Here is a 14,659-nt window from a genome sequence, read left to right as displayed (position 1 = left end):
GTAGGCCATACGCAAACTGGTAAGCTTCCTGGAATGCCGGACGACATCGCAGACGAGCTGCCGCACGCGCTGAACGTGCTGTGGGGGCGGGCCAAGCCGAAGGGGCGGGGACGCACGCCCGCGCTCAGCCTGGAACGGATCGTGGCGGCGGCCATCGCCCTCGCCGACGAGGAGGGCCTGGCCGCGCTTTCCATGGCCCGGCTCGCCGAACGGCTCGGCTGCGCGCCCATGTCGCTGTACCGGCACGTAACGGGCAAGGACGACCTGCAGCTGTTCATGCTGGACGCCGCGCCCGGCCCCCCGCCGGAGTTCGGCACGGCGCCGGCCGACTGGCGCGGCGCACTCACCCGGTGGGCCGTCGAGCTGTTCGGCGTCTACCTGCGGCATCCGTGGATCGTGCAGCTGGTGAGCTCTCCGCCGGTGGACCCCGGCCAGCTCGCCTGGCTGGACGCCGCGCTGCGCACTCTCGGCGGGACACCCCTGGACTGGCGGGCCCGGTTCTCGGTGGTCATGCTGGTGCTGCACTACGTGCGCGGCGCGGCCCAACTCGTGACGTCCGTGACCGCCGAACCAGAGGAAGGGGCCGACGGGGCGTACGCCGCACTGCTCACCGAGTTCGCCGACCCCGGCCGGTTCCCGGCGCTGGCCCGCGCCGTCGAGGCCGGAGTGTTCGCCCCCCAGGCGGGGCCCGGTCCGGACGACGACTTCCGCGTCGGGCTGGACCACCTGCTCGACGGGGTGGGAGTGGCGATCGAACGCGCCGCCCGGGCCTGAGCCGGATCAACCGGCCGGCGCGGCGCCGCAGGAGGCGCGGACCTTCAGCCGCTCAGGCTGTGGGTCGGCAGCGGAGCCGGGCCACCCTATCGATCAAGCAGGGTGGCGAGGAAGTCCTGCGTCCTGGCGTCGACGGAGTAGACAGCCGTGCCGATCATGCCGCGGGTCAGCAGCACCTTGTAGGTGTTGCGGATCAGCCGGTCGGCCTGTTCGTCCGTGACGGATTTCTTCAGCAGCGCGGGGTCCTTGCTGGCGGCGCGTACCGTGATCAGACGGCCGTCCCGATAGATTAGGTCGGGGCCGAAGACGACGCCGTTCCAGTCGTACTCGAAGCCCTGGGCGGTGTACACGCAGCCGACCTGCTCGAAGCCGCCCGGCATCGTGGCCCACAGCGCGCTGGGAGGGGCGTCACCGACGGCGCGGTCGCCCTTGACGTTCCACGGCTTGAACCAGCCGTCGATCCGCACGTCGGAGACGAGGCGGTCGCCGTCCGGGTCGCTCCATCGCCAGCAGAAGCCGGCCGTCATCCGTGCCGAGTAACCGTCGTTCAGCTTCCCCCGCAGCAGCCCCTCCAACTCGTACGGCGAGTCGGCGAGCGTGACCTCGAAGTGGGGGTCGCCGGTCCACGGCTCGGGATCCTCACCGTTCAGGCCGAGCAGTCGCAGCACCCATTCCTCGTACGCGCGGCTGCCGCCGCAGCGGAACTGGGCGTCCAGGTCCACCTGCTGTACGGCCAGCCCGCGGGCCTGGGCGTGCGCCCTGATGTCGGCGACGGTCCCGGTCTCGCCCGGCCGCACCACCTGGTGTTCGTCCAGGAGGAAGACGGGGACACGGGCGGCGCTCATCAGCTCGTCGAGCTGGGAACGCCCCGTCCGGTCGGCGGCCTTCGTGAAGCGATTGGCCGAGGTCTCGCGGATCCGGTGGGCCTCGTCGCAGATCAGCACGTCGAGGTCGTTGGGCTTGGCGGCCATGAAGTTGTTGAAGTACTTGAACATCGCCTTCGTGCGCGTGGATCCCCTGGCCACGTGGCGGCGCATGGTCTCGGTGAAGGACCGCGATCCGGTGGCGTGGTGTGCCGGATAGCCGCGCTCGGCGAGTTCGCCGAGCAGCGACAGGGCGATGACGCTCTTGCCCGAGCCGGGACCTCCGGTGACGATGACGACTTCCTTGGAGTCGGACGCCCTGGCCTTCTCCACCGCGTGCAGCACGATCCCGTACGCCAGGCGCTGCTGGTCCAGCAGGACGAACTGGTCCCGATGCTTGATCTCGGCCGCGGCCACCTTCAGCAGTTGCTTGGACGGCCGGATCGCCGACGCCAGCAGCCTGTCGGCGGCGTGCGCACCGGGTTCGGGCGCGAACTGCGCACGAAGGTAGTCGATGAACTGGCCGCGACGGCTCTGGCTGAACAGACGGGTCCGCTCGTCGTCCACGCGGTCGTAGAGGTCGTGGATGTCCAGGTCGTTCGCATTGTGCAGGTAGGCGACGCCGCGTACGGCGTGACGGCGGTCCTCCAGGGCGCCGACGAAGTCGGCGAGGTAGTCGCAGTAGCCGTGCACCTGCACGACCGGGTGAAGTTTGGGGTGGTCGCCCATGCCGGGGACGAGAACGAGGTCGGCGTCGTCCTCGTACAGCTCGGCGTGGCTCCACTGCTTGAGCTCCACGACGACGTATGCGTCGTCGCCGCTGTGCCGGTCCACGCCGGCGAGGATCACGTCGGCCCGCTTGCTGGTGAGCGGTAACTGGTATTCCAGCAGCATCTCGACGCCGCCGAGCCCGGCGTCGACGAGGTCACGGGCGAGCACGGGCAGGCTGCGATCCCAGGACCTTCGCTCGCTCCTGCCGGGGTTGACGCCCTGAGTGATGCGAAGCTGTTCGGCGATCACCTCGCTCAGCACCCTCTCCGGCACGGACGCGAGCTGAAGCAGACCTTCCGCGGAATGCCGGACAACGGCCACGGACCTACCCCCAGGCAGCACGAAAGACTCGTGCGGTATGGGGGCGTGTCCGTTCTCGAACGAGAGAACGGAAGCCCGTCGGGCCGCATCACCAGTACGTCCGGAAGATTACAACGATCCACCGACATGATCCCGGCGGAGCGTGCGTCTCACGCGGTTCGGATTCGTTGCGGTCAGCCGCCGGGGTACTTGTCCCGGTCGACGCGGCCGCCGGTGAACTGGGTGGTGAGGTCGTCGGCGAGTTCGACGACGGTGTCCCTGCCCTCCAGCCGGGACACCCAGTGCCGGGGGAGGGCCGCGTCGCCGTGCACGGTGCCGAGCAGGTTGCCGCAGAGGGAGCCGGTGGAGTCGCTGTCGCCGGAGTGGTTGACCGCGAGCAGCAGCGCCCGCTCGATGTCGTCGCCGCTCACCAGCGCGCAGTAGACCGCGATGGCGAGCGCCTCCTCGGCGACCCACCCGCCGCCGAGCGTCTCCACCGTCTCGGGCGACGGCTCCGCCGTGCCGGCCAGGGAGACCGCCGCCTCGATCGCGGCGGTGGTCTCCTCGTGCGCGGGCCGTTCGGCGAGCAGGCCGAGAGTGTCGCGTACGGCCTTCGCGAGCGGCGCGCCCTGGGCCAGGAAACAGACCAGCGCGGCGAAGGCCCCGGCCGCCAGATAACCGGTGGGGTGTCCGTGCGTGATCTGGGCGCAGTCGGCCGAGAGCGTGAAGGCCGCCCGCGGGTCGTGGGTGGCCAGTCCGAACGGCGCGGAGCGCATGACGGTGCCGCAGCCCTTGGAACCGGGGTTGACCGGCCCGGGCAGGCCGGGGGCGGCGAGCGGGCCGAGGTCGGCGCGCAGGCCGGACAGACAGGCGTTGCCGGGTGCGCGACGGGAGTAGAGCCAGGTCTGCTCGCGCAGCCAACCGGTGCGGACGAGGTCGTTCGCGGGCGGCGGCACGCGGTGCTCCTGCGTGTCGAGCCAGCGCAGGTAGGCGTGGCGGACCACCTGCACCTCACCGCCGCCGATGCCTCTCTCACTGACGCGTACGCCGGCGCGGATCAGCCCCTCGACGGTGAACAGCGTCATCTGGGTGTCGTCGGTGATCAGGCCGGTCTTGCCGCGCCAGTCGGGCGCGAGGTCGGTCAGGCCCGCCTCGCCATGGTTGCGGCGGATGGCGGCGATCGAGTCGAACTCCACGGGCGCGCCGAGGGCGTCGCCTACGGCCCCGCCGAGCAGGCAGCCGCGCACCCGGGCCCCGAACGGAATCTCGCCCGTTCCGGCATTGCTCACGATGGTCCCCTTTCTGCCTCGAATGAACCGTAGCGGTCTTGTCGTGGGGCCGCCGATCGGATAGAAACGGCTCACCTCGAGTAGGAAACTTTCCGACCTACTCGGGCCGGACGCGAGGTGAGCGTGAGCGGGAACTACCTGGCCGGGCCGCAGGGCCTGCTCTGGTCGATCAACGCCCGCGCCGTGCTCGACGTGGTCGACCGCGAGGGGCCGCTGGGCCGGCCGGAGATCACCAGGGCCACCGGCCTGTCCAAGACCACCGTCGCCCAGACGCTGCGCGAGCTCGTCGCACGCGGGGTCGTCGAGGAGGCGGGCGCCGACACCACCCGTCGCGGGCCCGCCGCGACCCTCTACCGGGTCGCTCCCCGCTGCGCGCTCGCGCTCGGTGTCGACATCGGCCACCTGCGCGTCCGCGCCGTCCTCGTCGACGCGGTGGGGGAGACGCTCGCCCAGGCGGAGACCGAAGCGCCGCGCCGCAGGGTGGCCGACACAGCGGCGGCGGTGACCGCGCTCGCCGCCGAGTGCGCCGGACGCGCCGGGACCGAGACCGGCGCCATCGGCCAGGCCGTCGTCGGAGTCCCCGCGGTCGTGGCACGCGACGGCCGCACCGTCAGGCGGGCCTACGGGCTGCCGCAGGGCGGCCGCGGCCTGGCCGAGGCGATCGAGCGCGACCTGCCGGTGCCCCTGCTGCTGGAGAACGACGTCAACCTCGCCGCCGTCGCCGAGCAGCGGTTCGGCGCGTGCGCCGACGTCGCCGACTTCGTCCTGCTCGGCCTTGGGGTCGGCCTCGGCGCCGGGATCGTGCTCGGCGGCCGTCTGCATCGGGGCTTCGCCGGAGGAGCTGGCGAGGTCGGATTCCTGCCCCATCCCGCGACCGAGCTCGGCACGGAGGTGCTCGGCGCCCGCCGCATCGCCGAACAGGCCAGGCAGGCGGGCATCGAGGGCAGGCCGTCGCCGCGCGAGATCTTCGAAAGCGCCAGGGGCGGCGACGAGAGGGCGCTCGCCGTCGTCGACGCGACCGCCCGCAGGATCGCCCACGTCGCGGCCTCCATCGCCCTCGTGATCGAGCCGGAGCTGTTCGTGCTCGGCGGCGCGTTCGGCGCCAGCGCCGACCTGCTGCTCGGCCGCATCCGCCGCCACCTGGCCAGGGACGCCGCGCCGCTCCCGATCAGGATCATCGCGAGCGGCGTTCCCGGGGACGCGGTGCTGCGCGGTGCGGCCTGGCTCGCCCGCCATCGGGCGCGCGAACGCGCCTTCGCCGCCGTCGTGGGCGGGCGGCCGTACGACACGGACCCGGCAGGGTCCGAGGAAGGGGACATCGCGTGAACCTCGCGCAACGGCTCGGCGCCGGGCCGGACGACCGGCTGCTGATCGTGAACGCCGACGACTACGGCATGTGCCGGGCGGCCAACACGGGCATCACCGCACTGCTGGCCGCCCGCGCCATCAGCTCGGCGACCGTCATGACGCCGTGCCCGTGGGCCCCCGACGCGGTCCGTACGGCTGTCGCGGGCGGCTACGACGTGGGCGTCCACCTGACGTTCACCAGCGAGTGGGAGGGATACCGGTGGGGACCGGTGACCCGCGACCGCGCGGTGTCCTCGCTCGTGGACGACGCCGGCTACTTCCCGGCCGACTGCCGCACAGTGGAGGAGCGGGCCGACCCCGAGGAGGTCCGCGCGGAGATCGACGCGCAGATCCGCAGGGCCGTCGCCCTCGGCCTCGACCCGTCGCACGCCGACAACCACATGGGCAGCCTGTACGGCCTGGCCACCGGCAGGGACTTCCTCGACGTGGTCTTCAAGGCGTGCGCGGAGCACGGCCTGCCGTTCCGCCTGCCCCGGACCCTCGACGGCATGGGCCTGCCGGAGGAACTGGAGCCGTTCGCGCGGGCCAGGGCCGAGGCCGCGGACGCGGCGGGCGTGGTGATCCTCGACCGGCTGTGGACGCTGCCCTTCGAACTGGCCGAGGGGGAGACGTACGAGAGCGTCAGAAGCGACATGATCGCGCTGATCCGGGCGCTGCGCCCCGGTGTCACCGAGATCTACATCCACCCGTTCGAGGACACCGGCGAGCTCCGGCAGATCATGCCGCATCACGCCAAACGCGGCATGGAACTGCGGCTGTTCACCGATCCGGAGGTCCGCCGCGCCATCGCGGAGGAGGGCGTCCGCCTCATCGGCTGGTCCGACCTGCGAACCCTTCAGAGGGCCCGATGACGGGCCCCGTGACGGGCTCATTGACGGGCTCGTTGAAGCGCGGCCAGGTGCTGGCCTACGGGTCGGGCAACCTGTCGGTCAATCTGCTCAGCCAGGCGTTCGCGACGTTCGCCACCTTCTACTACGTCGACCACCTGGGCGTCGACCCGTCGCTCATCGGCGTCGCCATGGTGATCCACGGCATCGTCAACGCGGTGCTCAACCCGTTCGTGGGGCACGTGTCCGACCGGACGCGCACGCGCTGGGGCAGGCGGGTGCCGTACATCGCGATCGGCATGGCGCCGCTGGCCGCCGCGTTCACCATGATCTGGATCCCGCTCGTGGACGGCGCGACGGCGAGGTTCTGGTACTTCCTGGTCGTGGTCCTCGTCTACGACGTGCTGTTCGTCGTCGTGGTGCTGAACTACGTGGCGCTGTTCCCCGAGATGTTCACCACCATCGCCGAGCGGGCCGCCGCCGCGTCGTGGCGGCAGATGTTCGCCATCGTCGGCATGATCGTCGGCGTCGCCGCGGCGCCCCTGCTGTACGGCGCCATCGGATGGGCCGCCATGGGTGTGTCCTTCGGCGTCGTGGCGCTGGCCTTCTTCGCGCTGTCGCTGCGCGGCTCGGCCGAACGGGCCCACGCGGAGCGCGAGAGCTTCGGGTTCCTCGCCGCGCTCCGTTACACGCTCGCCAACCGCGCCTTCGTCACGTACGTCACGGGCAGCTTCCTGCTGCAGCTGACCTTCGCCCTGCTGCAGGCGGGGATCCCGTTCTTCACCAAGTACGCCCTGGGCGAGGCCGACTCCGCCAACACCGTCATCCTGGGCGCGGTGTTCGTCACCGCGATCCCGATGGTCTACGTGTGGAGCCGGGTCACCATCCGGATCGGGCCGCGCCGCGCCGTCCTCGCCGCGATCGTCGTGTACGGCGCGGCGCTCGTGCCGTTCCTGTTCGTCGGGAACCTCGCCCTCGCGGCGGTCACCGGGGCGGCGGTCGGCGTCGGCATCGCGGGCATGCTCGTGCTCCTGGAGATCCTGCTCGCCGAGGTCATCGACGACGACGAGCACAGGACGGGCACCCGCCGCGAGGGGATGTACTTCGGGATGAACGGGTTCATCGTCCGCTGGGCGGTGTCTTTGCAGGCCGTGGTCATCACCGTCGTGCTGTCCCGATCGGGCTATCGCAGCGGGGCCGCGGTCCAGCCGGAGTCCGTCGTGACGGGCGTCCGGCTGACGATGGGCGTGGTGCCCCTGGCCGTGCTGGCGCTGGCCTTCGGCTGCTACCTCCTCTACCCGCTGCGCCCGGGCACCCGCCCACGCGACGAGAGCGCCCCCGCGCCGGTCGCGAACGGGCGGCCCGGCGCGTAGCAGCGGCGGGAAGCCCCGTGACCGCCGGAAGATCGGTTTCCCTTGCGCATTCGCTGTGTCCGTGTTAACGCTAACTGTGCCTTTGGAGACTGTGATGACCTGACCCAGCACAGGAGCCTTCGATGACAGACGCTCGCATGCGCGCCTTGAGAGACCGGGTCGGCGGCCTGGCGTACGGCGGGGACTACAACCCCGAGCAGTGGGACCGGTCCGTGTGGCGGGAGGACGTCCGGCTCATGCGGGAGGCGGGGGTGAACCTCGTGTCGCTCGGCGTCTTCGCGTGGGCCTCGCTGGAACCGGAGCCCGGCACGTACGAGTTCGGCTGGCTCGACGAGGTCATGGACCTGCTCCACGAGAACGGCATCGCGGTCAACCTGGCCACTCCCACGGCCGCGCCGCCCGCCTGGCTGATCCACCGGCACCCCGAGGTCCTCCCGGTCATGGCGGACGGCGAGCGGTTCGGCTTCGGCAACCGCCTGCACTACGACCCCTCGTCCCCGATCTACCGCGAGCACGCGGCGAACATCACCAGGCGGCTCGCCGAGCGCTACTCCTTCCATCCCGCCCTGGCCATGTGGCACATCAGCAACGAGTACGGCCCTACCGCGTACAACGAGGCCGCCTCGGCTGGCTTCCGGCGCTGGCTGCGGCGCAGGTACGGCGACCTGGAAACCCTCAACGAGGCGTGGACCACCCGCTTCTGGGGGCAGGTCTACACGGGCTGGGACCAGGTCGAGGTGCCGAGCGTCCCCCGCACGTGGATGAACCCCAGCCGCATCCTGGACTTCAAGCGCTTCACCTCCGACGCCCTGCTGGAGTGCTTCGTCGCCGAGCGCGACATCGTCCGCTCCTTCCGCGACGACATTCCGATCGTCACCAACTTCATGCGCTTCTACCGGAACGCCGACTACTGGCGCTGGGCTCCGGAGGAGGACGCGGCGGCCCTGGACATCTACCCCGACCCCGCCGAGCCGGACTCGCACGTGGCGTCGGCCTTCCAGTTCGACCTGTTCCGGTCGCTCAAGGGCGGGCGGCCGTGGCTGCTCATGGAGCAGGCCACGAGCGCGGTCAGCCAGTGGAGGCTCAACGTGGTCAAGGAGCCAGGCCGGATGCGGCTCGGCTCGCTCCAGGCGGTCTCGCGCGGAGCCGACTCCGTGATGTTCTTCCAGTGGCGGGCCGGTCGCGGCGGGCACGAACGCTTCCACTCCGCGATGCTGCCGCACTCCGGTCCGGAGTCGCGCACCTTCCGGGAGGTCGCGAACCTCGGCCGTGAGGTCGGGCTGCTCGCACCCGTGGCGGGCACGACCACGCGGGCCGAGGTCGCCGTCCTGTTCGACTGGAACGGCTGGTGGGGGCTGGAAGAGCTGTGGGGCCTGCCCCGCAACGACTTCAGCTACGTGGAGACCGTCATGCGGCACTACCGGCCGCTGTGGGAGCACCACTACGCGGTCGACGTCGTGTCCACCCGGAGCGACCTGTCGCCATACAAGGTGCTGGTCGTGCCCAACGCGTACCTTGTCGACGACGAGGGCGTCGCCGCCGTCACCGAGTTCGCCCGCAGTGGCGGGACGGTCGTCATGTCCTTCTTCTCGGGTGTAGTGGACGAGTGCAACCGGGTCCGGCCGGACGGCTACCCGGGCGCCTTCCGCCGCCTCATCGGCGCGAAGATCGACGAATACTGGCCGGCGCGTCCCGGCGAGCGGTTCACCGTCGAGTTCGCCGACGGACGTACGGCGACGGCGGACTGGTGGCGCGAGGACATCCACCTCGAAACCGGGACCGCACTGGCGACCTACGCGGACGGGCTGCTCAAGGGGCGCGCCGCGGTCGTCGCCAACCGCTTCGGAACCGGCCGGGTCGTCTACTTCGCCACCCTCCTGGAACAGGACGCCTTCGACCGGGTGCTGATCGGCGAGCTGAGAGCGGCGGGCGTGGGGAACCGCTTCGACGGCCTCCCCACCCACCTGGAGTGCACGGTCCGCGAGGACGAAGGGCACGAATACCTCTTCCTCCTCAACCACGACGCGGAGGCGGCCGTCGCCGTCCCTCTCGGAAGCCCCGGTACGGATCTCCTCACCGGCCTGCCGGCGTCAGGGGAGGTCAGCGTGCCTCCTCTCGGAGCGGCGGTCGTCCGCCGGGCGCGGCCGGCGTGACCGTGGCCCGGCCGCCCGGCGGCTTCCCTGGAGGCGCGGTGCTCTCGCGGACCACGAGTTCGTTCGCGAGGTCGATGCGGTTTACGGCGACGTCCAGGCCGCGGGCGAGGTCGAGCAGCGTCTGGGTCGCGACGGCCGCCATGTCGGACAGCGGCTGGTGCACCGTGGTGAGGGCGGGGTCGATCCAGGCGGCGGCCGGCACGTTGTCGTATCCGACGACCGACAGGTCCCCCGGGATGTCGAGGCCGAGCCGCCGCGCCGCCCGGATGACGCCGAGTGCCTGCAGGTCGGAACCGGCGAAGATCGCCGTCGGCCGGTCCGTACGCGTCAGGAGATCCATGCCGTGCTCGTAGCCGGCGTTCACGTAGAAGGTGCCGTAGCGGACCAGGTCGGGATCGACGGGGAGCCCCGCCTCGTCATGGGCGACTCGGAAACCGGCGACGCGTGCCCTGCTGCACAGCACGTCGCGGGGGCCGGAGACGACCGCGATGCGGCGATGGCCCAGCTCCAGAAGGTGACGCGTGGCGAGCAGGCCGCCGTCCCAGTTGTTCGAGCCGACCACGGGCACGGACGCCGAGGTCTCGCCGTCGGTGTCGACGACGACGAACGGGATCCGCTGTCGCCGCAGCCTCTGCTGCTGGGCCTGCGACAGACCGCACAGGACGAACAGCACGCCGAGAGGCCGCCGATCGAGCACGCCGTCAAGCCATTCGTCCGAGGGCCGGTGCGCCCCGCCCAGCTGCGAGAGGACGACATCGATCCGCGCGGCGGACGCGACGGAGTCGACGCCGCGGATGATCTCCATGGACCACACGGAGTTCAGCTGGTGGAAGACGAGGTCGATCTGCCCCTTGAGCGCGCGCCGCTTCGGGCGGCGGCGGTACTGGTGCCGCGCGAGGCCGGCCTCGACGCGTTCCCGGGTGTCGGGCGCCACGTCGGGCCGGCCGTTGAGGACCTTGGAGACCGTGGTCACCGAGACACCGAGCTCTTCGGCGATGGACGCGATCGTGGCGGGGCGTGGATCGCGGGCGGGGGAGGGGCTGGTCATCTGTCCGCTCGTCGGTTTTTCCGAAAGTTTCGCGAAACTCTACCATCGAAAGGCCCTGAGATATGCCGAGATCCAGGGTGTATTCGGCTCGGCTAGGGCGGAGTCTCGGCAATTGACTGCCCTCTTGACGCACCCATGTCCGGGTCTTATATTTCCGCAATATTACTGAGAACTTTCGAAACTTTCGGTTCGCGCTGTCGTGCCGTTTCCCGGTGCGGGGTGCGCGAAGCCGCCCCCTTCGGCGGCCGCACGCGCCGCCGTGGATCCGTTCGGATGGCACCGGAGGCACGGGATGAGCACCACCAGGACGATCGACGCGTCGCCGGACACCGGGGATCCCCGGCGGGCGCGGCCCGATCCCGCGCGTAAGCAGCGCCCGCCGCGCCGCACGTGGCGACAGGCGCTGCGCCGTGACTGGCAGCTCTACTCGCTGGCGATCCTCCCGCTGCTGTTCTTCGTGGTCTTCCGGTATCTGCCGATGATCGGGAACGTCATCGCCTTCCGGAAGTTCGAGCCAGGCGGCAGCGTGCTGGGCGAGGAATGGGTCGGCCTCCGCTACGTGAAGATGTTCCTGAACGACCCGTCGTTCTGGCAGGTGTTCACCAACACCGTGGTCATCGGCGCGCTGACCCTGCTGTTCTGCTTCCCGACGCCGATCGTGCTCGCGCTGCTGATCAACGAGCTGCGCGGCCGCAGGATCAAGCGGTTCGTCCAGTCGGTGTCCTACCTGCCGCACTTCCTGTCGATGGTGGTCGTGGCCGGGCTGGTCATGGAGATGCTGTCGGTGGACGGGCCGGTCAACCAGCTCCTGCGCGCGGCGGGCAACGAGCCCATCGCGTTCCTGCAGGAGGCCGGCTGGTTCCGGACGATCTACGTCTCCTCCGAGATGTGGCAGACGGTCGGCTGGGGGACGATCATCTACCTCGCCGCGCTCACGACCATCGACGAGCAGCTGTACGAGGCGGCCAGGATCGACGGCGCGAGCCGGTGGCGGCAGGTCTGGCACGTGACCCTCCCCGGCATCCGGCCGACCGCGGTCACCCTGCTGATCCTCAACATCGGCACGTTCATGGCGGTCGGCTTCGAGAAGATCCTGCTGCTCTACAACCCGCTCACGTATCCCACCGCCGACGTGATCTCCACGTACCTCTACCGGATGGGCATCGTCTCCAACAGCTTCAGCTACGCCGCGGCGATCGGCCTGTTCGAGGCCGTGATCGGGCTGGCCCTGGTCATGTCGGCGAACCTGATCTCCCGGCGCACGGTGGGGACGAGCCTGTGGTGACCGTCGACAGGACCCGGGGCTACCGGGTGTTCCGGGTGGTCAACGCGATCATTCTGACCGGCGTCGTGGTCGTGACCGTGTACCCCTTCGTCAACATCGTCGCCCGGTCGCTCAGCGACGAGTTCGCCATCCGCGCCGGCAAGGTCAACCTCGTCCCCGTCGGGTTCACCTTCCGTACGTACGAGTTCGTGGCCTCCGACCCGACGTTCTGGACCAACTACCGCAACACGGTGGTCTACACGGTCGTCGCCACGGCCATCGCGATGGTCATGACCACGTGCTACGCGTACGTCCTGTCGAAGAAGCACCTGAAGGGCCGCACGTTCCTGATCGGGATAGCGGTCTTCACGATGTTCTTCTCCGGCGGGCTCATCCCCAACTACATCCTCATCTCCAGCCTCGGGCTGAAGGACAGCATCTGGGCCATCGTGCTGCCGAACGCGGTCAGCGTCTTCAACCTCCTGGTGATGAAGGCGTTCTTCGAGGGCCTGCCCACCGAACTGGAAGAGGCCGCCGCGATCGACGGCATGAGCACCTACGGCATCCTGCTCCGGATCGTGCTGCCGCTGTCGAAGGCGGTCCTCGCGACGATGGTGCTGTTCTACGCCGTGTCGTTCTGGAACTCGTGGTTCGCGGCCTTCCTCTACATGAGTCAGAACGACCTGTTCCCGGTGACCGTCTACCTGCGCAACCTCATCGCCGGCGCCACCACGGGCACGTCCGTCGGCGCCGACGCCACCGACATGACGGTGGCCACCAACATCAAGTCCGTGACGATGGTGCTCACCGTCATCCCGATCCTGGTGGTCTACCCCTTCGTCCAGCGGTACTTCGTCAAGGGCGTCATGCTCGGCGCGGTGAAGGGATAACACGCCGGACCTCTCATCTCGCTTCCACCCAGCCCGTTTCCCCAGCTCATTTCCCAGGGAAAGGACCCCCCTTTCATGTATGAGATCAACCGGCGTCAGGCGATGGTCGCCGTGGGAGCCTTCCTCGCGCTCGCCGCCTGCAGCAGCGACGGCGATTCCGGCGGCAAGAAGAGCGGCGACGGCTTCGCGGCGAACCGCGACGGCGCGATGGCCGACTACGGCGTCGGCACGCAGTTCAAGGCCACTGCTCCCTTGTCGTTCAGCATCCTCTACAACAACCACCCGTTCTATCCGATCAAGAACGACTGGTTGTTCTGGTCCGAGCTGAAGAAGCGGACCAACGTGACGCTCCAGCCGAACGTCGTGCCGCTGAGCGACTACGAGAACAAGCGCAGCCTGCTGATCGGGGCCGGCGACGCGCCGATGATCATCCCGAAGACCTACCCCGGCCAGGAGACTCCCTTCGTCGCCTCCGGCGCCGTCCTGCCGGTCAGCGACTACCTCGACCTGATGCCGAACTTCAAGGAGAAGGTCGCCAAGTGGAACCTGCAGCCCGACCTTGACACGCTCCGGCAGGCCGACGGCCGCTTCTACGTGCTCCCCGGCCTCCACGAGGACTACTGGGTGGACTACACCATGGCGGTCCGCGCCGACGTCCTCGACAAGCTCGGCCTGGAGATTCCGCAGACCTGGGACGACGTGCACACCGTGCTGAAGGCGATCAAGGAGGAGCACCCGGACTCCTACCCCTTCTCCGATCGGTGGGGGACCGTCTCCACGCCGGGCGGCGCCCTGATGAACTACCTCGGCACGGGCTACGGCGCCCCCTGGGGGTGGGGCTACACGAACGGTGTGATGTGGGACCCCACCGCGCAGAAGTTCGCCTACGTGGGCGCCATGGACCAGTTCAAGCAGGCGCTGCAGTTCCTCAACACGCTGGTGACGGAGAAACTGCTCGACCCGGAGAGCTTCACGCAGCAGGACGACCAGGCGATCCAGAAGCTGGTGTCCGGCAAGTCCTTCGCGATCAGCACCAACGCGCAGACGCTGGTCAACGAATACCGTCCGCCGTTGAAGAAGGCGGACCCGAAAGCCAGGCTGATCAAGATCCCGGTGCCCATCGGGCCGCTCGGCCCGATCAAGGCGGGGTCCAACACCACCCGCCTGGAGAACGGCGTCATGATCTCCAAGAAGGCCCGGGACAGCAAGAACTTCGTCGCGATGATGCAGTTCATCGACTGGCTCTGGTACTCCGACGAGGGCCAGGTGTTCGCCAAGTGGGGTGTCGAGGGGACGACGTACACCAAGGACTCCTCCGGCAAGTTCCAGTTGGCGAAGGACGTCGACTTCGTCGGGCTCAACCCCGGCGCGCCCAAGCACCTGCAGAAGGACTTCGGCTTCTCCAACGGCGTGTTCGCCTACGGCGGCAGCACCGAACTGCTCCAGTCGACCTTCTCCGACGAGGAGATCGAGTTCCAGAAGACGATGAACGCCAGGAAGGCGTTGCCGGTGGCGCCTCCCCATCCGCTCACCGACGAGGAGCGCGAGCAGGCCTCGCTGTATGAGACGCCGCTCAAGGACCACGTCAGCCAGAACATGCTCAACTTCATCCTCGGCAAGCGGAGCTTCGACGAGTGGGACGCGTACGTCAAGGAGCTCGAGGCGAAGAACGTGTCGTCCTACATGAACCTCGTGAACGGCGCGTACGAGCGCTACAAGAAGGAGCACGGCTGACCGGC

Annotated in this window: 11 protein-coding genes; 8 read left to right on the top strand and 3 right to left on the bottom strand. The window is 69.6% G+C overall.

Annotation, left to right across the window (positions count from 1 at the left end; all coding sequences use genetic code 11):
* Positions 1-33: 33 nt before the first annotated feature.
* Entirely contained in the window at positions 34-774 is a 741-nt protein-coding gene (locus Msi02_RS17510) for a TetR/AcrR family transcriptional regulator (RefSeq protein ID WP_204049342.1), read from the top strand.
* 86 nt (positions 775-860) lie between these two features.
* Here Msi02_RS17510 and Msi02_RS17505 read toward each other — a convergent pair whose 3' ends face one another.
* Positions 861-2,681 (bottom strand): DUF2075 domain-containing protein, encoded by a 1,821-nt coding sequence (locus Msi02_RS17505; RefSeq protein ID WP_239108478.1) that lies wholly within the window; start codon positions 2,679-2,681, stop codon positions 861-863.
* Between the two features lie 221 nt (positions 2,682-2,902).
* Positions 2,903-3,997, bottom strand: a complete 1,095-nt coding sequence (locus Msi02_RS17500) for an ADP-ribosylglycohydrolase family protein (protein WP_239108477.1) — start codon at positions 3,995-3,997, stop codon at positions 2,903-2,905.
* A 123-nt stretch (positions 3,998-4,120) separates the two neighbouring features.
* On the opposite strand from Msi02_RS17500, the gene Msi02_RS17495 reads away from it, so the two are divergent.
* From Msi02_RS17495 to Msi02_RS17480, 4 genes are all read left to right on the top strand, one after another.
* Positions 4,121-5,323 carry an ROK family transcriptional regulator gene (locus Msi02_RS17495; protein ID WP_204049340.1) on the top strand — a complete coding sequence of 401 codons (1,203 nt, stop codon included), beginning with the start codon at positions 4,121-4,123 and terminating at the stop codon, positions 5,321-5,323.
* Positions 5,320-6,216 (top strand): polysaccharide deacetylase family protein, encoded by an 897-nt coding sequence (locus Msi02_RS17490; protein ID WP_204049339.1) that lies wholly within the window; start codon positions 5,320-5,322, stop codon positions 6,214-6,216. Before Msi02_RS17495 ends, Msi02_RS17490 begins: the two co-directional genes overlap by 4 nt.
* Before the next feature lie 8 nt (positions 6,217-6,224).
* Positions 6,225-7,565 (top strand): MFS transporter, encoded by a 1,341-nt coding sequence (locus Msi02_RS17485; protein ID WP_204049338.1) that lies wholly within the window; start codon positions 6,225-6,227, stop codon positions 7,563-7,565.
* Between the two features lie 122 nt (positions 7,566-7,687).
* Positions 7,688-9,718 (top strand): beta-galactosidase, encoded by a 2,031-nt coding sequence (locus Msi02_RS17480; RefSeq protein ID WP_239108476.1) that lies wholly within the window; start codon positions 7,688-7,690, stop codon positions 9,716-9,718.
* Here the strand turns inward: Msi02_RS17480 and Msi02_RS17475 are convergent.
* Positions 9,666-10,766 (bottom strand): LacI family DNA-binding transcriptional regulator, encoded by a 1,101-nt coding sequence (locus Msi02_RS17475; RefSeq protein WP_204049337.1) that lies wholly within the window; start codon positions 10,764-10,766, stop codon positions 9,666-9,668. The genes Msi02_RS17480 and Msi02_RS17475 overlap by 53 nt on opposite strands.
* A gap of 292 nt (positions 10,767-11,058) precedes the next feature.
* Here Msi02_RS17475 and Msi02_RS17470 point away from each other — a divergent pair, with 292 nt between their 5' ends.
* The 3 genes from Msi02_RS17470 (at position 11,059) to Msi02_RS17460 (ending at position 14,654) form a co-directional block, all read left to right on the top strand.
* Positions 11,059-12,051, top strand: a complete 993-nt coding sequence (locus Msi02_RS17470) for an ABC transporter permease (protein WP_079313066.1) — start codon at positions 11,059-11,061, stop codon at positions 12,049-12,051.
* Entirely contained in the window at positions 12,048-12,920 is an 873-nt protein-coding gene (locus Msi02_RS17465; RefSeq protein WP_239108475.1) for a carbohydrate ABC transporter permease, read from the top strand. The genes Msi02_RS17470 and Msi02_RS17465 overlap by 4 nt, the downstream gene beginning before the upstream one ends.
* A gap of 75 nt (positions 12,921-12,995) precedes the next feature.
* Positions 12,996-14,654 carry an ABC transporter substrate-binding protein gene (locus tag Msi02_RS17460; protein WP_204049335.1) on the top strand — a complete coding sequence of 553 codons (1,659 nt, stop codon included), beginning with the start codon at positions 12,996-12,998 and terminating at the stop codon, positions 14,652-14,654.
* The last annotated feature ends 5 nt before the right edge of the window (positions 14,655-14,659 follow it).

Origin of the sequence: Microbispora siamensis (assembly GCF_016863095.1) — a bacterium.
GTDB lineage: Bacteria > Actinomycetota > Actinomycetes > Streptosporangiales > Streptosporangiaceae > Microbispora > Microbispora siamensis.
The sequence above is the reverse complement of the archived record's forward strand: the minus strand, read 5'-3'. Positions and strand labels throughout refer to the sequence as shown.